This window comes from Saccharothrix texasensis, assembly GCF_003752005.1.
Lineage (GTDB): Bacteria > Actinomycetota > Actinomycetes > Mycobacteriales > Pseudonocardiaceae > Actinosynnema > Actinosynnema texasense.
The window spans coordinates 7,249,737-7,269,350 of record NZ_RJKM01000001.1; the positions used below are offsets into that span (position 1 = coordinate 7,249,737).

The following is a 19,614-nucleotide window of genomic DNA, read 5'->3' on the forward strand; positions in this document are numbered from 1 at the left end:
GCCACCGGCCGCGACACCGACCCGCGGTCGCGGCGACGACCGTCACGTCGGTTCCCGGTAACGCCGAGGTGGTAAGACCACACCTCATGAAGTGGTACGCGGATCGCCCGGCCCGGCTGGTGTGGCAAGTGCTCGCCGACCTGCTCGCACTCGCCTGGACCCTGACCTGGGTGAAGGTCGCCACCGCGGCGGGCGACGCGGTCCGCACGCTGCGCGCGCCCGGCGACGGCCTGTCCGACGCCGGGCACAACCTGTCCGACACCTTCGGCGAAGCCGCCGCGAAGGCCCGCGAGGTGCCCCTCGTCGGCGGCAGGCTGGCCGACGCGCTGGAACGCGGCCGGTCCGCGGGCGGCACCCTGACCGACGCGGGCCAGGCCCAGGTGCAGGCCGTCGAGTCCACCGCGCTGTGGTTCACCGTCGCGCTCATCGCCATCCCGCTGGCGTTCGTGCTGATCACCTGGCTGCCGCTGCGGCTGCGGTTCGCCCGGCGGGCCGCCGTGGCGCGCCGGCTGCGCGACCAGGGCCGGCTCGACCTGCTCGCGCTGCACGCGCTGACCACCCTGTCGCTGCGCGACCTGGCGGCGTTCCCCGGCGACCCGGCCGAGGGCTGGCGGCGCCAGGACCCCGAGGTCGTCGAGGCGCTCGCCGCCCGACGACTGCGGGCCAGCGGCGTCCGGCCGTGACGCCGGGGCCGCCACCGACCCCGGCGTCACGCTGCGATCAGGCCATGCGGTGCCAGAACACCTGGCCCGTCGGGCCGTAGAGCACCACGTTCGAGTCGTTCTGCACGATCAGCCGGTCGGCCGCCGTGCCGTGCGTGTTCGTGTGCCACACCGGCTGACCGGCCGCCGTGTAGATCACCAGGTTGCCGTCGAGCTGGAGGACCACGTACGCCGCGCCCGTGCCGTGCGTGTTCGTGTGCCACAGCGCCTGACCGGCCGCCGTGTACAGCACCAGGTTGCCGTCACCCTGCATGACCAGCGTGAACCGGCCGTCCTGCGACACCTTGGCCTGCCCGGCTCCCAGGCTCTCGCCCCGGACCAGCGTGTCCGCGCCCGGCTGCGGCGGCGGCGCCGACCCGGTGAACAGCAGCGCGTTCGGCGAGCCCGTGCCCGGGTTGCCCACCTTGTTCGGCGTCGCGGCCGACACCAGGGCGTCCCGCACCTGCTGCGGCGACGCGCCCGGGCTGCCCGCCAGCACCAGCGCGGCGGCCCCCGCGACGTGCGGCGACGCCATCGACGTGCCGCTGATCGTGTTCGTGGCCGTGTCGCTCGTGCTCCACGTCGACGTGATGCCCACGCCCGGCGCGAACACGTCCGTGCACGTGCCCCAGTTCGAGAACGTGGCCCTCGCGTCGGAGCTGTCCGCGGCGTTCACCGTGATCGCCTCCGCCACCCGCGCGGGCGAGTACGAGCACGCGTTGGCGTTCGAGTTGCCGGACGCCACTGCGTACGTGACGCCCGACGCGATGGACCGGCGCACGGCCTCGTCCAGCGCGTCGTTCGCGCCGCCGCCGAGGCTCATGTTCGCCACGGCCGGCTTCTGCGCGTTCGCCGTGACCCAGTCCACCCCGGCCACGACGCCCGCGATCGTGCCCGAACCGGAGCACGAGAGGACCTTCACGCCGTGCAGCCGGACGCCCTTCGCCACACCGTGCGCCGCGCCGCCGACCGTGCCCGCGACGTGCGTGCCGTGGCCGTTGCAGTCCGTGTTGTTGCCGTCACCGGTGGTGTTGGCGTCGAAGCTGGCCCGCCCGCCGAAGTCCGCGTGCGTCGTGCGGATGCCGGTGTCGATGATGTAGGCGTGCACGTTGCCCGCCGTGGTGGCGTAGCCGTAGTTCGCGTTGAGGGGCAGGTCGCGCTGGTCGACGCGGTCCAGGCCCCACGACGGCGGGTTCGGCTGGTCGGCCAGGGCCTCCACCCGCTGGTCCTGGGCGACGTAGGCCACCGCCGGGTCGGCCGCCAACCGCTTGGCCGCGCCCTCGCTCATGGTCGCGGCGAAACCGTTCAGCGCCGAGCGGTAGCGGTGGGTGACGCGGGCGCCCACCTTGGCCGCCGCCACGTCCACGCCGGCGCCGTCCTTCAACACCACGATGTAGCTGCCCGGAACGGCCGTCGGGCCGCCGACGTCGCGGATCTGCGGCTCGGCGGCCTGCGCCGGCGTCATCGCCAGCGCCGCCACCAGCACCGCCGACGCACCGACGCCGACCGCTCGGGCCCATCGGATCCAGGGCGCGCGGAACTCTCCCATGTCGGGTTCTCCCTCGTGCAGGGGTCGAGGATCAGGAGTTCGCGCGAACCACTTCGACCCTGGCACGCCCGCGCGCCGATCCTCCAGACCCCGTGCGCCACCCCTTCGGCGCCCGCGCACGACCCTTCGGCCTCGGGAGCCCTACCTCCACACCGCGCGTGTCCTACGTTCGGAACGCGCGTGTCCTACGTTCAGGACCCCCGAGTTGAACGCTCGCGCCCCGAGGCACCGGCACCCCGGCGCTCCGACACGTCGGCACCTCGGCGCTCCGCTACGTCCGGCGGCTCAGTAGACGGGGCCGGTGTACTTCTCGCCCGGGCCCTGGCCCGGCTCGTCCGGGTACGCCGACGCCTCGCGGAACGCCCGTTGCACGGACTGCAACCCTTCGCGCAGCGGCCCGGCGTGCGGCCCCAGGTACTCGGCGGACGCGGTGACCAGGCCGGCCAGCGCGGTGATCAGGCGGCGCGCCTCGTCGAGGTCGCGGCGCGGGCTGTGCTCGGGGTCCTCGTCGGCCAGGCCGAGGCGTTCGGCGGCGGAGGAGAGCAGCATGATCGCCGCCTTGCTGATCACCTCGACGCTGGGAACATCGGACAGGTCGCGGACGTTGTTCGAAGGCAGGTCGGTCACGGGAGCCATTCTCGCAACCGCCCCCGACCGGTCGCCGATTCGGGGGTTGACAAGGCCATCTGCTACTATTCTCCGCGCGACCAGTCCCCGCACCTGTGGGGACGGCAAGTGGAGCCCCGCTCCCACCCGAGTCTGCCGCTTCGTGCAGGTGGCCGGGTCCGGTCCATCGAGGGGTCGACTGCGCCCTTCGTTGTGCGATCGGTAGGAAGCGGGCCTCACACCGGGCAGGTGTGGGGCCTCTTGTCTTTGGCGCACAACGAGTCACAAAGGACGTGAATGACAAGTCCCTCGAACCGAGGTGCTCCGGTGAGCACCGAGCCGCGCATCAACGACCGCATCCGCGTGCCCGAGGTTCGTCTGGTCGGGCCGAACGGCGAGCAGGTCGGGATCGTTCGCATCGAGGACGCGCTCCGACTCGCCCAGGAATCGGATCTCGACCTCGTCGAGGTCGCCGCACAGGCTCGGCCGCCGGTCTGCAAGCTCATGGACTACGGCAAGTTCAAGTACGAGAGCGCGCAGAAGGCCCGTGAATCGCGCCGCAACCAGCAGCTGACGGTCATCAAGGAGCAGAAGCTCCGGCCGAAGATCGACCCGCACGACTACCTGACGAAGAAGGGTCACGTGGCCCGCTTCCTGTCGCACGGGAACAAGGTCAAGGTGACCATCATGTTCCGCGGCCGTGAGCAGTCCCGGCCGGAACTGGGTTACCGACTGCTGCAGAGGCTCGCCGAGGACGTCGCGGAGCTGGGGTTCGTCGAGTCGAATCCGAAGCAGGACGGCCGCAACATGATCATGGTGTTGGCGCCGCACAAGACCACGAAGACCCGTCCGATCAGGAACGACGGCGCCGACGAGGCGACGGACGAGTCTGTCGAAGAGTGATCTCCCGGCCTCCGGGCCGGGAGCAAGCATGGCCGCCCCCATCCCCGGTGGCTGCACGAGACTGAGGACGGAAATGCCCAAGAACAAGAGCCACAGCGGGACCTCCAAGCGCGTGAAGGTCACCGGCAGCGGCAAGCTCGTCCGCGAGAAGGCCGGCAAGCGCCACCTGCTGGAGAAGAAGTCCAGCAAGCTGACGCGTCGTCTCGCCGGCACGACCGAGGTCGCGAAGAACGACGTGCCGCGGCTGAAGAAGCTGCTCGGCCTCTGATCGTCCGAGGCCGTCCGAGCCTCCGAGGCCAGACCTTCACCCCCTTGAACACCACGGGGTCGGCCCCCACCGGCCCCACGAGATCGACAGGATGGACCCGTGGCACGCGTCAAAAGGGCAGTGAACGCCCAGAAGAAGCGCCGTACCACCCTTGAGCTCGCCAGCGGCTACCGCGGCCAGCGTTCGAGGCTGTACCGCAAGGCCAAGGAGCAGGTGCTCCACTCGCTCAACTACGCCTACCGGGACCGTCGCGCCCGCAAGGGTGACTTCCGGAAGCTGTGGATCCAGCGCATCAACGCCGGTGTCCGCGCCAACGGCATGACGTACAACCGCTTCATCCAGGGCCTGCGGCTCGCCGGCATCGAGGTGGACCGCAAGATCCTCGCCGAGCTGGCCGTCAGCGACGCCGGCGCGTTCGCCGCGCTGGTCGAGGCCGCTCGCGCCGCTCTGCCGAGCGACGTCAACGCGCCCGTCGAGGACAAGGCCTGAGCGCGGACGATCGCGCACCACGACCCGGGGATGCTCCGTTCACCGAACGGACACCCCGGGTCGTTGCCGCTAAGCGGCTGACCAGGCGTTCCGGTCGCGACCGCGCCGAACGCTTCCTGGCCGAGGGCGCGCAGGCCGTGCGCGAGGCCCTGGCCTGGGCGGCAGCCGGGCGCGGCCGGGTGCACGAGCTCTTCGCGACCGCCGACGCCGCCACCCGCAACCACTCGCTGGTGCGGGCCGCCGTCGACGCCGGTGTGCCGGTGAGCGCCGTGACCGACAAGGCCGCCGCCGCGCTGTCGGAAACCGTGACGCCGCAGGGCATCGTGGCCGTGTGCTCGCTCGTCGACGTGCCCGTGGCGGAGGCGCTCGCGCCGGGCGTGCGGCTGGTGGCCGTGCTGCACGGCGTGGCGGACCCCGGCAACGCCGGCACGGTGGTGCGCGTGGCGGACGCGGCCGGCGCCGACGCGGTGATCTTCGCGGGTGACGCGGTCGACCCGCACAACGGCAAGTGCGTGCGCGCGTCCACGGGCAGCGTGTTCCACCTGCCGATCGCGCGGGTCCGGGACGCGGACGAGGCGTTCGCGGCGTGCCGGGACGCGGGGTTGCGGCTGGTCGCGGCGGACGGCTACGCGCCGGAGGACCTGGTGACGGCCGACCTGCGCGGTGATCTCGCGGTGGCGACGGGATGGGTGTTCGGCAGCGAGGCGCACGGTCTGCCGGACGACGTCGTGGCGGCCTTGGACGCGTCGCTGAAGGTGCCGATCTACGGCGAGGCGGAAAGCCTGAACCTCGCGACCGCCGCCGCCGTGTGCCTCTACGCCTCCGCTCGCGCTCAGCGGGCCTGAGGTCCGGCGGGTCCGCGGCTCAGCCGGACCGCGCTCGGTTCGTGGCGTGTGCTCCGCTCGACCGCGGCGGCGTGCTGCCCAGCGGGTCCGGTGGGCAGCACGCCGCTGGTCTCACGAGTCCAGCCGGCTGGTCAGGCCGCGGAGCAGGGGGTCGCCGGACGTCGGTTTGCCCTGGGTCCGCAGGGCCTCTTCGAGCACGTTCGCGATGTCGCCGAGGATCTGCGGCGGGGTCTCGTCGGTGATGAGGCTCCCGGCGCGGCGGGCTTCGGCTTCGGCGTTGACCTGGTCGCCCGACTCGAGGAGGAACCGGGCTCCCCGGGCCACCAGGAACGTCTGCCAGTCCAGGTCTCCCAGTTGGGCGGCCAGTTCCTCGGCGATGCCGTTCTGCTCGATCGCCGCTGCGTGCTCGCCCGCCTGGACGTGCAGGAACGCCCGGATCGCGGCGATCCTCGCGGTCAGGTGGGTGCGGTGGTCGGGGTCGTCCACCTCGGGCAGCAGCTGTTCCGCCTCGGTCAACGTGGTGGCGCACTCGGCGGCTTCCTCGTTCGGCAGCGCGGCGGCGGCTTCGACGAGGGAACCGGCGGCTTCGGCGGGCTCGGACACCGCCTGCCACGCCGCCGCGGCGCCCTGGTAGGCGGACGCGGCCTCCAGCGGCAGGTCCAGGCGGCGCAGGACACCGGCCAGGACGTCCAGGACCATGGCCCGCCGCCACGGCTCGTCGGCGGGGACCAGGCCCAGGGCCACTTCCAGGTGCCGGCGGGCGGTCTCGGTCTCGTCCAGCCGGGCGCACACCTGACCCAGCCGGTAGCGGACGGGGACGACGACGTCCGGGTCCACGTCGCCGCCGTCGATCACGCGGACGGCTTCCTCCAGGGCTTCCGCGGCCTCGACGAAACGGCCCGCTTTCAGGTAGCCGCCGGCCAGGGCGTAGCACGCCTTCGCCACGTCGTCCGGCACGCCGACGTCGTGCCCGATGGCGACCGCGTCACGCAGGTCAGCCAGGTGCTCGGCCTCCAGGCCCAGCCGTTCGACCGACGCCACCCGCTGGCGGTGCGCCTCGGCCGTCCACGGCCCGCGCGGCGAGCTGAACGCGCCGACGAACTCGGCGGCCACCCGCACCGCCTCCTCGTCACCGCGCACGGTCTGGATCTTCAGCAGCAGGCGCAGCGCGTCGAACCGCACCGACGCGGACGGCGAGTCCGACAGCACGTCCACGACCTCGGCGTGCGCCTCGTCCAGCCGGCCCGCGGTGGCCAGGTGCTGCGCCCGGTCGCACCGCGCCCGCGACACCAGCTCCGGCACCTCGGCCCGGGCCAGCTCCAGCGCCTCGGCGGTCAACGCCTCCGGCTCGTCGGTCTCGTCGTCGTCGACCAGCAGGTCGGCGAGCAGCAGCCTGGTCAGCACCCGCGTGTACGGGGTGCCCGCGGCTTCCGCCTCGGCCAGGCACGTGCGGGCCGCCGCGACGGACTCGGCCGGCCCGTCCTCCTCGGCGCGCAGCCCCGCGCCCCGCGCCCGGAACCGGTTGGCCAGGTCGTGCTCGCCGCACGCGACCAGCCGGTCGACCGCCGCGTCCAGCTCGGCCAGCACCTCCTCCTTCGGCCGCAGGTGGGCGCTGACGATCGCCCGCCGTGCCGCGACCAGCGCGCCCAGCGTCTCGGGCAGCAGCGGGTCCAGGTCTTCCGGCAACGACCGCAGCAGCCGCATGCCGGTGACGAACTCGCCGCTGTCGAACGCGTCGCACAGCTGCTGCGCCAGCTCGACCGGGTCGGCGACGGTCACCGGGTCTTCCTCGTCCGCGGCGGGAGCGGGCGCGGACGAGATCGGCACGGCCAGCGCCACCGGGATCGTGTCCTCGGCGGCCAGCGTCCGCCGGACCCGGGTGCTCACCGCGTCGCTGCCGTTGCGCTGGTCGAACCTGGCGGCGATCTCCAGCGCCTGCGCCTGGAGCAGCTCGCGCAGCTCCGGCGCGGTCAGCACGGTCGTCCGCCCGTCTCGCGGCACGGCGAACTCCTCGTCCGGGGACACCCGGCTGAGCAGCAGCGCCGCGCCGGCGGCGAAGTGCATGGCCCGGGACGGGCTGGTCGAGTGGTGCACCCGGTGCAGGTGGCCGCGCAGCAGCTCCACCCCGCGCCGCACGTTGCCCGACGTGGCGCAGAACTCCAGGTGGTCGTCCAGGTAGCCGCCGACCAGGTCGTCGCGCACCAGCCGGTACGCCACCACGTGCGCCTGCCGCGCCCGGTCCACGTCGCCCAGCGCCACGAACGCGGGCGTCAACGTGGTCAGGATGCCCTGCGGCTGGGTCGCGCAGCCGGTGTCCTGCTCCAGCTGGTGCTCGGCGTGCGCGACGGCCTCGGCGTGCCTGCCCTGCCGGATCAGGTGCCCGGCCTGCTCCTCGATGACGCACGCCTCGCAGTCGCTCATCGGGCCGCGGTCCATCGCCAGGTACTTCGCGAAGTGCTCCCGGTACGCCTCGTCGTCGCCGACGTGCGCGGCGAGGTCGGCCCGCGCGCCGTGCACCGGCTGCATCGAGTACCCGAGCCGCTGGTAGCGCTCGGCGAGCTGGTCGACGAACGAGCCGATCTGCGCCAGCGTGAACCGCGGGTCGGCGATCAGGCCGCTGACGATCCACTTGTGCGCCCAGTCGTAGCTGTGCGTCTCCCACTCGTCGAACGCCGTGGGGTCGCGCTGCTCGGCCGTGCCGCACCAGGCGAACGGCGCCAGCATCAGGTCGTAGCGGCCCAGGTCGTAGGCGGAGCGGATCAGCGCGATCCGGCAGCTCACGGCCAGCGGCAGGTGGTCGAGGGCGTCGGCGGACCGGGCCGCGCGCTCCAGCGCCTCGTGCCGCGCCATGCCCTCCGGCATGTGGTACGCCTCGACGAACTGCCGCTCGGCGGCGTCCTTGTCCTCGTTCACAGCGGCATCACCCTTTTTGGCTACCCACAGCGCGGTCCAGCAGTTCCAGGAACGAACGGTTCAGCGCCGCGGTGTCCTTCGGGCGCATCGGGCGCCGTGCCTGGAGCAGCGCGTGCACGTACAGCGACTCCACGGTCAGCTCGACCAGCGCCGGGTCGGTGAGCTGCGCGAGCCGCCGCACCAGCGGGTTGCGGCAGTTGAGCACGAGCCGCTGCGCCGCGTCCGACGTCGACTCGACCAGGCTGCCCAGCAGCTCCGCCCACAGCGGGTCGGCCTGCTCGCCGACCTGCCGCGCGTCCCGCTTGCGCTCGGCCTCCACGTTCGTGACCAGCAGCGCGGGCAGCGAGCCCGGGTCGAAGTCGCGCGGCACGGCCTCGCAGTCGTGCCGCTCCAGCACGTCCTTGGCGGTGGTGAGCCGTTCGCGCAACGCGCGCTCCAGCTCGGCGTCCGGGTCGCCCAGCGCGGCCAGCACCTCGCTCGGCGCGACCCGGCGCGCGGCGGTGGGCCCGTCCAGGGCGACCAGCCGTTCCATGATCTCCGCGTCGTAGGCGTAGCCCGCGTTGACCAGGCCCATGCCCTGCGCGTGCGCGACCGGCGCGAGCTGGCGGAACTCGTCCACGTCCGGCACGTGCGCGATGACGCCGTGCTTGCGGCGGAACTGGCGCAGCGACTGCGGGCCGTCGGTGGTCTCGAACGGCAGCCACCGCTCGACCAGCCGCAGCATCTCGTCGTCCACCCTGGCCAGGGACTTGATGCCCAGGTGGTGGGCGTCGAGCAGGGCGCGGGTGCGGTCGGGGTCGGTCGCGTCGAGCCGGACCAGCCAGTCGCGGACCTGGCGGCCCAGCTCCTCGCGCACGGCGAGCAGCGTCTCGTCCTGGTAGAGCGACTCGCGGCTCGCGGTCGGCCGCAGCGACGACGAGTCGACCACGCAGCGCACGAAGTACGCCCACTCCGGCAGCAGGCCCTCGATGGAGTCGCCGACGAGCATCCGCTTCAGGTACACGCGGTGGGACTGGCGGGCGCCGGGGTGCACGCCGCTCGGCAGCACGTACGCGACGCCTTTCAGGCCGACCGCGGGCACCTCGACCGGGATCGCGTCGAACGGGCGCACGCCGAGCACCTGCTCGCCGTACCCCAGCGCGTCCTCGGCCCACGGCAGCCCGCCGTGCGTGACGACCTCGTCGCCGACCCGGACCGTGACCGGCAGCAGCGCGCCGTACTCGGTGACGAGCGCCTTCACCACGTCGTGCTCGAGCCAGTGCTCGGAGTCGCGGTGCGGCACCAGTTCGATGGTGGTGCCGACCGGGACCCCGGCGTCCGCGCCGACGACCTCGACCTCGTAGTTGCCCGCCGCGTCGGCCGTCCACCGCACCGCGGGACCGCCCCTGGCCGAGCGGCTGACGAGCCGGATGCGCTCGGCGACCAGGAACGCCGACAGCAGGCCCACGCCGAACTGGCCGAGGAAGCCCTGGCGGGCGAAGCCCAGGTCGTCGCGCTTGGAGGTGCGGCCGAGCGTGGACAGCAGGTCGTGCACCTCGCGCTCGGTGAGGCCGATGCCGGTGTCGGTGATGCGGAGGGTGCCGCCGGAGGACCCGACCGGCTCGATCACGACCTCGCCCGGCGCGTCCGGTTCCAGCGCGCGGCGGGCGGTGATCGCGTCCACCGCGTTCTGCAGGAGTTCGCGCGCGTACACGCGAGGGCTGCTGTAGAGGTGGTGGCTGAGCAGGTCGATGATCCCGCGCAGGTCGACACCGAAGGTGTGTGCCATGGGACTGGAGTTCACCTCGGGTCAGGTCACGGGGGAGGGACGAGATTCTAAGGGCGTGCCGGCGGCTTGTGACCCGGTTTTCCGCTGATCGCCCGCCGGGGTCCTGCTCGCGGGGGTCAAGACTGCCACGGCCCACCGACAATTCCGGCCGACCGGGGCGGACCGCGCGCGGGAGCCGCCCCGGCCGGGGCGCTCTCCCGCCGCTCACCCGGCGGTTCCGCGCTCGCCTGGCGCGGGTGAACCGCTCTTCCCCGGCCGGGTGCTCCTGCCGGGCTCGCGTCGCCGATCGGCGTGGCCGCGGTGACATCGGTGGCGGACGTCGACCGGCAGCGGTGTTCAGGAGGTGGTCGCGGGTGCGCACCGGGAGGAATGCGATGTCACGGGTGACGGGTCGGAGGGACGGTCGCGCCGCGCTCTCGCCGCGGGCGCCACCGGACTGGAGATCGACCTCTGCGCGAACGACGCGGCGGACCTGCCGTGGTGCGCGGCGCACGACTGCGCGACCCCGCCGGAGGAGCCGGCCACCTCCGACGTGTCCGCCCGGATCGCCGCGCCGCCGGACGGGGCCTGGCGGACCGGGCGAAGGTCCTCACCGACGCCGGCACCCGGGTGCTCTACGACCTGACCAGCGAGGACTACCGGAAGAACACGCCGAATCTTGGCGGTGTGAAGGCACGAAACCGGGGGTGGACCGGCCGGCGCCGGCCGGTCACCGGTTGTTCCGCGGGTGATCGGTCCGGCCGTGGAACGGGCGGACGGGTGCGGCGGCCCGGGGTCGCCGCACCCTCCCCGGCGGTCACCTCACAGGACCACGATCCACCCGTCGAAGATCCCGCCGACGCACAACCCGTAGGACGGCGGCGGTTCGACGGGGTGCCCGACCACCATGCCGCCGCCGGCCTCGCACATCTCCGCGCTGACGAGCCCCGGGTCCGCCGAGGCCGTGCCGGCCGCGGCCAGGGCCGTGCCGACGACCAGACCCGCCGCGGCCGCGGTCACCGCGATCCGCCGCCGCACACCAGTCGCTCCGCGCATGATGACTCCTCGTCCTCGTCGTCCACCTGACGGCCGCCGCACGTCGCGGCGCCGGTCCGGGGTGGCCCGCCTCGCGGCGGCCAGTCGCGCGGTCACCCGGCCGGGCCCGGCCTCCATCCGGTCGAACGACCCCGGTTCGTGACGCGTCACGGGGCGCACCGGCCGGGACCGCGCCGCCCGCGGTGAGGGCGACGTCACGTGATGCGCCCCCGGTGGGCGGCGGTGGACCCGCGGTTCCGCCGATCACCTAGGATCGACCCGCCGCTCCGCATGCCGTGCGGAGGGTTGACCACCAGTTGTCCGTGACGGGAGCTGTCCACCAACCATGTCCGGAGCCAACGACCCGTACGACCCCAAGCAGGTCGCGGCGCTCTCCCCGGAAGCGCTCGACGCGGCGGTCGAGCAGGCTCGTGAGGCGTTCGCGAAGGCGGCCGACCTCGACGAGCTCGCCGCCGTGAAGCCGAGCCACCTGGGCGACCGCTCGCCGGTCCTGCTGGCCCGCCGCGAGATCGGCGCGCTGCCACCCGCCGCGAAGGCGGAGGCGGGCAAGCGGGTGAACGAGGCGCAGAACGCGGTCAAGGCCGCGTTCGAACAGCGCCGCGCCCGGCTGCAGGCCGAGCGCGACGACCGGGTGCTGCGCGAGGAGACGGTCGACGTCACGCTGCCGTGGGACCGGGTGCCGCGCGGCGCCCGCCACCCCATCTCCACCCTGGCCGAACGCATCGCCGACGTGTTCGTGGCCATGGGCTACGAGGTCGCCGAAGGCCCGGAGGTGGAGACCGAGTGGTTCAACTTCGACGCGTTGAACTTCGGCAAGGACCACCCGGCGCGCACCATGCAGGACACGTTCTACGTGGGCCCCGCCGACTCGGGCCTGGTGCTGCGCACGCACACCAGCCCGGTGCAGGCGCGGACGCTGCTGGACCGCGAGCCGCCCGTCTACGTGGTGTGCCCCGGCCGCACGTTCCGCACCGACGAGCTGGACGCCACCCACACGCCCGTCTTCCACCAGGTCGAGGGCCTGGCCGTGGACAAGGGCCTGACCATGGCGCACCTGAAGGGCACGCTCGACGCGTTCGCCCGCGCCATGTTCGGCGAGGACTCCAAGACCCGCCTGCGGCCCAGCTTCTTCCCGTTCACCGAGCCGTCCGCCGAGGTGGACGTGTGGTTCCCGGAGAAGAAGGGCGGCGCGGGCTGGGTCGAGTGGGGCGGCTGCGGCATGGTCAACCCCAACGTGCTGCGCAACTGCGGCGTCGACCCCGACGTGTACTCGGGGTTCGCGTTCGGCATGGGCCTGGAGCGGACGCTGCAGTTCCGCAACGGCCTGCCCGACATGCGGGACATGATCGAAGGCGATGTCCGCTTCACCCAGCCATTCGGAACGGAGGCCTGACCGGTGCGCATTCCGGTTACCTGGCTGGTCGAGAACCTCGAGTTCGCCGAGACGCCCACGCCCGAGCAGCTCGCCGAGGCGTTCGTCCGGATCGGCATCGAGGTCGAGGACGTCAGCCGGCTCGACTCGGTCACCGGTCCGCTCGTCGCGGGTCGCGTGGTGGAGATCGAGGAGCTGACCGAGTTCAAGAAGCCGATCCGCTACTGCCAGGTCGAGGTCGGCCCGGACCAGGTCAACGGCATCGTCTGCGGCGCGTCGAACTTCCAGGAGGGCGACACGGTCGTGGTGGCGCTGCCCGGCGCGGTGCTGCCCGGCGACTTCACCATCTCCGCGCGCAAGACCTACGGCAAGACCAGCGACGGCATGATCTGCTCGGCCCGCGAGCTGGGCCTCGGCGACGACCACGCGGGGATCATGGTGCTGCCCAGCGGCACCGCGCAGCCCGGTGACGACGCGCTGGAGCTGCTCGGCCTCGGCGACACGGTGATCGAGGTCGCGCCGACCCCCGACCGCGGCTACGCGTTCTCCGTGCGCGGCCTGGCCCGCGAGATCGCGTGCGCGTTCGACGTGCCCTACCGCGACCCCGGCACGGCCGAGGTGCCCGAGGGCGAGGGCGAGGTCCTGCCGGTCGCGATCGAGGACCCGGCGGCGTGCTCCCGGTTCGTGGCCCGCCGCGTCAGCGGGGTGGACCCGACCGCGCCGACGCCGTGGTGGATGCGCCGGCGGCTGATGCTGGCGGGCATCCGGTCGATCTCGCTGCCGGTGGACGTCACCAACTACGTGATGCTGGAGCTGGGCCAGCCGCTGCACGCGTTCGACGCGGCGTCGGTCAAGGGCGGCCTGGTGGTGCGGCGCGCGGCGGCCGGCGAGAAGCTGACCACGCTGGACGAGCAGGTGCGGGTGCTGGACCCGGACGACATCGTGATCGCCGACGACAGCGGCGTGATCTCGCTGGCCGGCGTGATGGGCGGTGCGAGCACCGAGGTGTCCACGACCAGCTCGGACATCCTGCTGGAGGCGGCGAACTGGGACCCCGCGTCCATCGCCCGCACGGTGCGCAGGCACAAGCTGCCCAGCGAGGCGGCGAAGCGGTTCGAGCGCACGGTGGACCCGGCGCTGGCGCCGGTCGCGCTGGAGCGCGCGGCCCGGCTGCTGGACATGTTCGGCGACGGCAGCATCAAACCCGGCCGCACGGACGTGGGCACGCCCGCGCCGCCCCGGCCGGTGTCGATGCCGATCAACCTGCCGGACAGGGTCGCCGGGGTGAACTACGCCCGCGGCGTGACCGCGCGCCGGCTCGGCCAGATCGGCTGCCAGGTCGAGGTCACCACGGGCGACGACGGCGCGACCATGGTCACCGCGGTGCCGCCGACGTGGCGCTCGGACCTGACCCAGCCCGCCGACCTGGTGGAGGAGGTGCTGCGGCTGGAGGGCTACGACACGATCCCGTCCACGCTGCCGCCCGCGCCCGCCGGTCGCGGGTTGACCGAGCAGCAGCGCCGGCGCCGCACGGTGTCGCGCGCGTTGGCGGAGAACGGGTTCGTCGAGGTCAAGCCGTTCCCGTTCGTGGCGCCCGCGGCGTTCGACGCGCTGGGCCTGCCGGAGGGCGACGTGCGCCGCAACACGGTGAGCGTGCTGAACCCGCTGGAGTCGGACAAGCACGCGCTGGCCACCACGCTGGTGCCGGGGCTGCTGGAGACGGTGCAGCGCAACCTGGCGCGCGGCCAGAAGGACGTCGCGGTCTACACCGTCGCCCAGGTGACGCTGCCGCGCACGCAGCAGGTGCCGGTGCCGCAGGTGGGTGTCGGCGAGCGGCCCTCGGACGCGCAGGTGGCGTCGTTGCTGGCGGCGCTGCCGCAGCAGCCGGTGCACGTGGCGGCCGTGCTGGCGGGCCACCGCGAGCAGGCCGGCTGGTGGGGCAAGGGCAGGCCGGCGGACTGGGCGGACGCGGTGCAGGCCGCGCGGCTGGTCGGCCAGGCCTACGGGGTGGAGCTGACCGCGGTCGCCTCCGACCTCGCGCCGTGGCACCCCGGCCGGTGCGCGGAGCTGCGCGTCGGCGACTGGCCGGTGGGCCACGCGGGCGAGCTGCACCCGAAGGTCGTGGAGGCGCTGGGGCTGCCGAAGCGGACCGTGGCCATGGAGCTGGACCTCGACGCGCTGCCGTTGAGCGACAACCGGCCCGCGCCGGTCGTGTCGGCGTACCCGCCGGTGCTGCTGGACGTGGCCGTGGTCGTGCCCGCGGAGGTGCCCGCCGAGCAGGTGGCGCGGGTGCTGCGCGGCGGCGGTGGCGCGCTGCTGGAGGACATCCGGCTGTTCGACGTCTACACCGGTGACCAGGTCGGCGACGGCAAGCGGTCGCTGGCGTACTCGCTGCGGTTCCGCGCGCCGGACCGCACGCTGACCGTGGAGGAGGCGACGGCGGCGCGGGACGCGGCCGTGGCCGCCGCGGCGGAGCGCTTCGGCGCGGTGCTGAGAAGCTGACGGAAGACGTCCCGGACCCGCACCAGTGCGGGTCCGGGACTACGCCGCCCGGGTGAACCGCCCGGCGGTGGTGAAAGGCGAACGTGCAGCTCACGCGGTGTCGCGTGTCGTGTCAAGAGGCCCAAAGACCTTTCTTTCCGGGCCGGCCAGGTCCTTGCGCACAGGTTGAACGTTCTCCAAGATTGGCTTCGCGGCCCGCTGGGCCGAGGGGCGAAGCGATGAACCGCCGGGCGAGTCTGGTCGCCGGTCCGACGGGGAGCTAACGGCGAACCCACCGCCTGGAGCAGCAATCGAGTGAGGTTGCCTCATGCGCAGCTTGGGCCCGCGGATGGAAGTCGCCGTCGCCATGACCATCCTCGGCGTGGGCGCCGCCGTCGTCACCGCCATGCACCTGACCTGGCCGGAACCCGAGCTGCCCGCGATGGCGTACTCGATCAGCGGCGGTGAGGTGTCCGAGCTCGAACCGTTCGGGATCACCGACATCTCCGGCGGCGCGGTCGAGCTGACGCCGGGCAGCGAGGGCGCCCGCACGGTGCGGCTGTCGAACCCGAACAACGTGGAGATCGTGGTCCTCACGCTGGAGGCGCAGCCGGGCCAGCCGCTGGACGCGGCGCACAACCGGGTGCCGGGCTGCCCGTCGGCCGTGCTGTCCGTCGCGCCGATGGCGGAGCCGGTCACCATCCCGCCGGCCGGCGCGGTCGACGTGGCGATGGTCGTGCGGATCGCGCACGACGTGCCGAACGCGTGCACGGACCTCGTGTTCCCGCTGACGTACTCGGGTCGGGCGGCCCGCACCTAGAGGTGCTCCAAGGCCTCCCGCCCGGCCGGCGCCGACCGCCCGGGGTGCGCCGGCTCGGGCACGCCGGGGAACGGCTTGGCCAGGCCTGCCGGATCGCCGGGACGAGTCCGCTCGCGCCGCCACCGCGGAACGGCGGTGTGTGCGACGCTTCGGCGTATGAGCGAGTACGACTACGACCTGCTGGTGATCGGCTCGGGCCCGGGCGGGCAGAAGGCGGCCATCGCGGGCGCCAAGCTCGGCAAGCGGGTCGCGATCGTGGACCGCGCGGACATGGTGGGCGGGGTGTGCGTGAACACCGGCACCATCCCGTCGAAGACGCTGCGCGAGGCGGTGATGTACCTGACCGGCCTGAGCCAGCGCGACCTGTACGGCGCGAGCTACCGGGTGAAGCAGGACATCACGATCGGCGACCTGCTCGCCCGCACGCAGCACGTGATCGGCCGCGAGGTCCAGGTCGTGCGCGCGCAGCTGCACCGCAACCAGGTCGACCTGCTCACCGGCACCGCCCGGTTCGTCGACCCGCACACGGTCGCGGTGGACGGCGGGCAGCGCGGCGAGCACCACGTGGTCACCGCCGGGCACGTGGTGATCGCCACCGGCACCCGGCCCGCGCGACCGGACCAGGTGGACTTCGACGAGGTCCGGGTGCTGGACTCCGACGAGGTGCTGGCGCTGGAGGAGATCCCGTCGTCCCTGGTCGTGGTGGGCGCGGGCGTGATCGGCATCGAGTACGCGTCGATGTTCGCCGCTCTGGGCAGCCGGGTCACGGTGGTCGAGCAGCGCGACCGGATGCTCGACTTCTGCGACCCGGAGATCGTGGAGTCGCTGAAGTTCCACCTGCGCGACCTGGCGGTGACGTTCCGGTTCGGCGAGAAGGTCGTCAACGTCGACGTGTCGGACTCCGGCACGGTCACCACGCTGGCCAGCGGCAAGCGCATCCCGGCCGCCGCGGTGATGTACTCGGCCGGCCGGCAGGGCAACACCGAGGCGCTGGACCTGGCCCAGGCGGGCCTGGAGGCCGACCACCGCGGCCGGCTGGCCGTGGACGAGCACTACCGCACGCCCGTGGAGCACATCTACGCGGTCGGCGACGTGATCGGCTTCCCGGCGCTGGCCGCCACGTCGATGGACCAGGGCCGCCTCGCCGCCTACCACGCGTTCGGCGAGCGGGCGCGCGAGCTGTCCGCGTTGCAGCCGATCGGGATCTACACCATCCCGGAGATCTCCTACTGCGGCGCCACGGAGGCCGAGCTGACGTCGTCCGCGGTGCCGTACGAGGTGGGGTTGGCACGCTACCGCGAGCTGGCGCGCGGCTCGATCGTCGGCGACGCCTACGGCATGCTCAAGCTGCTGGTGTCCACTGCGGACCGCAAGCTGCTCGGCGTGCACCTGTTCGGCACCGGCGCGACCGACCTCGTCCACATCGGCCAGGCGGTCATGGCGTGCGGCGGCACGGTGGACTACCTGGTGGACACCGTCTTCAACTACCCGACGCTGTCCGAGGCGTACAAGGTGGCCGCGTTGGACGCCACGAACAAGATGCGCGCGCTGGAGCGCTTCGGCTCCTGATCACCCGAGCAGTCTCGTGACGAGGTGCAGCCGGGCGTCCTCGACGTCCCGCAGCGGCGGGACGAGCAAGGTCGGCAGGCCGGCCTCGACGCCCGCGCCGTCGTGCGTCGAGCGGTCGCCGACCATGAGCGTCTCGCTGGCCGCCGTGCCCAGCTCGCGCAGCGCGACGTGGAAGATCGCCGGGTCGGGCTTCGCCACGCCGTGCTCGAAGGACAGCGCGAACGCGTCGACCGGCAGGTCGGCGAACGCGGGCCGGAGGTCGAAGTGGATGTCGCTGAGGACCCCGATCCGCACGCCCGCGGCGCGCAGCTCCCGCAACGTCGGCCCGGCGTCCACCGCGAACGGGGTGATCGCCGGGTCGGCCTCCACCGCGTAGAGCGAGTCGGCCAACTCCTCGTCCAGCCCGGCCGCCCGGAACGCCCGGTAGTACGTCGCCCGGTGCAGCGCAGCGTCCGCGTCGAGACCGGGCACGTCCAGTGAGGACAGGTCCAGCGACGCGATCACGTCGGAGGTCCGGTCGGCGTCGCGGCCGAGCCGGCGCAACGCCTCCGACACCCACCCGCGGAACGTGGGCGCGAGCACCAGCGTCCCCCTCCAGTCGAAGATCACGGCGCGCAGGCGTCCGGTCATCGGGCACTCCCTGTGGTCACGGTGAGTAGCTGGGACTCACTCGGGTGAAGGCTCGCGCACCACTCCGCCGGGTCGCTACTTTTTTCGCAGGACCCTCGACGGTTGGAGGCGGCATGGCCGCGATGCCGACGACGCCCCTGCACTTCCGCCGGGTGGGGTTCGACCCCCACCCCGACCTGGCGGAGATCCGCGACCAGGGCGGGGTGCGCCGGGTCGACTCGCCCGCCCTGGGCGGGCCGGTGTGGCTGGTCACCCGCGTCGAGGACGTCCGGCTCGTCTACAGCGACACGCGGCGCTTCCGCATCTCCGCCCACCACCTGGTGCCGGGCGCGCCCGCGTTGAGCGACGAGGAGCTGGCCGCCGTGCGGCCGGGCAACCTGCTGGCGTTCGACCCGCCCGAGCACACCCGGCTGCGGCGGACGCTGGCGCCGGAGTTCACCGCCCGCCGGATGCGCCGGCTGGAACCGCGGATCCACGACATCGTGCGCGACCACCTCGACGCGATCGAGCGCCAGGGGCCGCCCGCCGACCTGGTGGCCGACTTCGCGCTGCCCGTGCCGGCGCTGGTGATCTGCGAGCTGCTCGGCGTGCCCTTCGCCGACCGCGAGGCCTTCCAGGACCGCTACACGAGGTTCTTCGACGTGACGCTGACGTTCGAGCAGCGGCTCGCCATCCAGTACGAGTCCAAGGCCTACCTGGCCGAGCTGGTCGCGCGGGCCAGGGTCGAGCCGGGGGACGACCTGCTGGGCGTGCTCGCCCGCGACGAGACCGCCGCCCTCGACGACCGGGAGATGGTCGGCGTCGCGGACCTGCTGCTCCTGGCCGGCCACGAGACCACGGCCAACATGCTCGGCCTCGGCGTGCTCGCCCTGCTGCGCCACCCCGACCAGCTGCGGCTGCTGCGCGAGGAGCCCGAACGCGCCGACGCGGCCGTGGAGGAGCTGCTGCGGTGGCTGACCGTCGTGCACACCGGCGTGCCCCGGGTCACGGTCGCGGAGGTGGAGCTGGGCGGTCAGGTGCTCGGTCCCGGCGAGCTGGTGGTCTGCTCGCTGCCCGCGGCCGACCGCGACCCCGCCCTCGTGCCGGACCCCGACGTGCTGGACATCACCCGGGACGCGGGCGGCCACGTCGCGTTCGGCCACGGCGTCCACCACTGCCTCGGCGCGCCGCTGGCCAGGATGGAGATGCGGATCGCGTTCCCCGCCCTGGCCCGCCGGTTCCCCGCGCTGCGCGCGGTGGGACCCGCCCCCGACTACCGCTCCCAGCAGGTCGTCTACGGCCTGGGGTCGCTGCCCGTGACGTGGTGACGGCGGCGCGAGTGCCCGAGGCCCGCGCCGGCCGCGAGCGCGAAGCCGCCGAAGACCAGCGCGAGGCCGACGCCCGCGTCGCCCGGCCGCGCCGGTCGGGCCCCGGTCGGCGGGTGGCCGTCGAGCCGGTCGTCGGCGGGGATCGGCGCGCCCGGGAACGGGTCGCGGCCCGGGAACCCGTTCGCGTGCATCGAGCGGAGGTCGGGCGTCGGGGCGGCGTCGCACACCACGTCCAGGCCGATGACGGTCATGCCCACGATCGCGGTGAGCACGCCGACCCAGGCGAGCGCCTTCACCCACGGCCGTGCGGCGACCGGATGGCCGTCGCGCGGCCGTCGCCTGCCTGCTGAAACCCGCC

The 19,614-nt window shown here is 73.5% G+C and carries 17 protein-coding genes; 10 read left to right on the plus strand and 7 right to left on the minus strand.

All coding sequences use genetic code 11. From position 1 onward, the window contains the following. The first annotated feature begins 86 nt into the window (after positions 1-86). Entirely contained in the window at positions 87-683 is a 597-nt protein-coding gene (locus EDD40_RS32540) for a hypothetical protein (protein WP_123746322.1), read from the plus strand. Positions 684-720: 37 nt separating this feature from the next. Here the strand turns inward: EDD40_RS32540 and EDD40_RS32545 are convergent, their stop codons facing one another. After that, positions 721-2,250 (minus strand): S8 family serine peptidase, encoded by a 1,530-nt coding sequence (locus tag EDD40_RS32545; protein ID WP_123746323.1) that lies wholly within the window; start codon positions 2,248-2,250, stop codon positions 721-723. Positions 2,251-2,535: 285 nt separating this feature from the next. After that, on the minus strand, positions 2,536-2,886 hold the full coding sequence (locus EDD40_RS32550; protein WP_053722440.1) for a DUF1844 domain-containing protein: 351 nt from the start codon (positions 2,884-2,886) through the stop codon (positions 2,536-2,538). Positions 2,887-3,153: 267 nt separating this feature from the next. Here EDD40_RS32550 and infC point away from each other — a divergent pair, with 267 nt between their 5' ends. The 4 genes from infC to EDD40_RS32570 all read left to right on the plus strand — a co-directional run bounded on the left by infC (position 3,154) and on the right by EDD40_RS32570 (position 5,361). Beyond that, positions 3,154-3,759, plus strand: a complete 606-nt coding sequence (gene infC / locus EDD40_RS32555; protein WP_053722439.1) for a translation initiation factor IF-3 — start codon at positions 3,154-3,156, stop codon at positions 3,757-3,759. A 73-nt stretch (positions 3,760-3,832) separates the two neighbouring features. After that, positions 3,833-4,027: a 50S ribosomal protein L35 gene (rpmI, locus tag EDD40_RS32560; RefSeq protein ID WP_123746324.1), complete on the plus strand. Its 195-nt coding sequence runs from the start codon at positions 3,833-3,835 to the stop codon at positions 4,025-4,027. A 99-nt stretch (positions 4,028-4,126) separates the two neighbouring features. After that, positions 4,127-4,516, plus strand: a complete 390-nt coding sequence (gene rplT / locus EDD40_RS32565) for a 50S ribosomal protein L20 (protein WP_123746325.1) — start codon at positions 4,127-4,129, stop codon at positions 4,514-4,516. Beyond that, the gene (locus EDD40_RS32570; protein ID WP_123748446.1) at positions 4,513-5,361 is read left to right on the plus strand and encodes a TrmH family RNA methyltransferase; all 849 of its coding nucleotides are present in this window, start codon (positions 4,513-4,515) and stop codon (positions 5,359-5,361) included. The genes rplT and EDD40_RS32570 overlap by 4 nt, the downstream gene beginning before the upstream one ends. Before the next feature lie 111 nt (positions 5,362-5,472). On the opposite strand, the gene EDD40_RS32575 is transcribed toward EDD40_RS32570, so the two are convergent. From EDD40_RS32575 to EDD40_RS32590, 3 genes are all read right to left on the minus strand, one after another. Next, positions 5,473-8,274 (minus strand): hypothetical protein, encoded by a 2,802-nt coding sequence (locus EDD40_RS32575; RefSeq protein ID WP_123746326.1) that lies wholly within the window; start codon positions 8,272-8,274, stop codon positions 5,473-5,475. Positions 8,275-8,281: 7 nt separating this feature from the next. Then, entirely contained in the window at positions 8,282-10,042 is a 1,761-nt protein-coding gene (locus EDD40_RS32580) for an HSP90 family protein (RefSeq protein WP_123746327.1), read from the minus strand. Between the two features lie 801 nt (positions 10,043-10,843). Next, complete coding sequence (locus EDD40_RS32590) at positions 10,844-11,077, minus strand: hypothetical protein (RefSeq protein ID WP_148088971.1); 234 nt, start codon at positions 11,075-11,077, stop codon at positions 10,844-10,846. Positions 11,078-11,402: 325 nt separating this feature from the next. Here EDD40_RS32590 and pheS point away from each other — a divergent pair, with 325 nt between their 5' ends. The 4 genes from pheS (at position 11,403) to sthA (ending at position 17,319) form a co-directional block, all read left to right on the plus strand. After that, on the plus strand, positions 11,403-12,470 hold the full coding sequence (pheS, locus tag EDD40_RS32595; RefSeq protein WP_123746330.1) for a phenylalanine--tRNA ligase subunit alpha: 1,068 nt from the start codon (positions 11,403-11,405) through the stop codon (positions 12,468-12,470). Positions 12,471-12,473: 3 nt separating this feature from the next. Then, positions 12,474-14,951, plus strand: coding sequence for a phenylalanine--tRNA ligase subunit beta (gene pheT, locus EDD40_RS32600; RefSeq protein WP_123746331.1), 2,478 nt, complete (start codon positions 12,474-12,476; stop codon positions 14,949-14,951). A gap of 307 nt (positions 14,952-15,258) precedes the next feature. Next, entirely contained in the window at positions 15,259-15,750 is a 492-nt protein-coding gene (locus EDD40_RS32605; RefSeq protein ID WP_123746332.1) for a hypothetical protein, read from the plus strand. A gap of 156 nt (positions 15,751-15,906) precedes the next feature. Further along, positions 15,907-17,319 carry a Si-specific NAD(P)(+) transhydrogenase gene (gene sthA, locus EDD40_RS32610; RefSeq protein WP_123746333.1) on the plus strand — a complete coding sequence of 471 codons (1,413 nt, stop codon included), beginning with the start codon at positions 15,907-15,909 and terminating at the stop codon, positions 17,317-17,319. On the opposite strand, the gene EDD40_RS32615 is transcribed toward sthA, so the two are convergent. After that, complete coding sequence (locus tag EDD40_RS32615; RefSeq protein WP_246037981.1) at positions 17,320-17,949, minus strand: HAD family hydrolase; 630 nt, start codon at positions 17,947-17,949, stop codon at positions 17,320-17,322. It lies immediately after the preceding gene. A 113-nt stretch (positions 17,950-18,062) separates the two neighbouring features. Here EDD40_RS32615 and EDD40_RS32620 point away from each other — a divergent pair, with 113 nt between their 5' ends. Then, complete coding sequence (locus tag EDD40_RS32620) at positions 18,063-19,256, plus strand: cytochrome P450 (protein WP_123746334.1); 1,194 nt, start codon at positions 18,063-18,065, stop codon at positions 19,254-19,256. Here EDD40_RS32620 and EDD40_RS32625 read toward each other — a convergent pair. After that, entirely contained in the window at positions 19,223-19,552 is a 330-nt protein-coding gene (locus EDD40_RS32625; protein ID WP_123746335.1) for a hypothetical protein, read from the minus strand. The two genes, EDD40_RS32620 and EDD40_RS32625, sit on opposite strands and share 34 nt — an antisense overlap. Positions 19,553-19,614 lie beyond the last annotated feature (62 nt).

Coding starts and splice junctions, on each gene's coding strand:
- EDD40_RS32545 (WP_123746323.1), bottom strand. CDS start 2,250: ATGGGAGAGTTCCGCGCGCCCTGGATCCGATGGGCCCGAGCGGTCGGC.
- EDD40_RS32550 (WP_053722440.1), bottom strand. CDS start 2,886: ATGGCTCCCGTGACCGACCTGCCTTCGAACAACGTCCGCGACCTGTCC.
- EDD40_RS32590 (WP_148088971.1), bottom strand. CDS start 11,077: ATGCGCGGAGCGACTGGTGTGCGGCGGCGGATCGCGGTGACCGCGGCC.
- EDD40_RS32605 (WP_123746332.1), top strand. CDS start 15,259: ATGCGCAGCTTGGGCCCGCGGATGGAAGTCGCCGTCGCCATGACCATC.
- EDD40_RS32620 (WP_123746334.1), top strand. CDS start 18,063: ATGGCCGCGATGCCGACGACGCCCCTGCACTTCCGCCGGGTGGGGTTC.
- sthA (WP_123746333.1), top strand. CDS start 15,907: ATGAGCGAGTACGACTACGACCTGCTGGTGATCGGCTCGGGCCCGGGC.
- infC (WP_053722439.1), top strand. CDS start 3,154: ATGACAAGTCCCTCGAACCGAGGTGCTCCGGTGAGCACCGAGCCGCGC.
- pheS (WP_123746330.1), top strand. CDS start 11,403: ATGTCCGGAGCCAACGACCCGTACGACCCCAAGCAGGTCGCGGCGCTC.
- EDD40_RS32615 (WP_246037981.1), bottom strand. CDS start 17,949: ATGACCGGACGCCTGCGCGCCGTGATCTTCGACTGGAGGGGGACGCTG.
- EDD40_RS32580 (WP_123746327.1), bottom strand. CDS start 10,042: ATGGCACACACCTTCGGTGTCGACCTGCGCGGGATCATCGACCTGCTC.
- rpmI (WP_123746324.1), top strand. CDS start 3,833: ATGCCCAAGAACAAGAGCCACAGCGGGACCTCCAAGCGCGTGAAGGTC.
- EDD40_RS32540 (WP_123746322.1), top strand. CDS start 87: ATGAAGTGGTACGCGGATCGCCCGGCCCGGCTGGTGTGGCAAGTGCTC.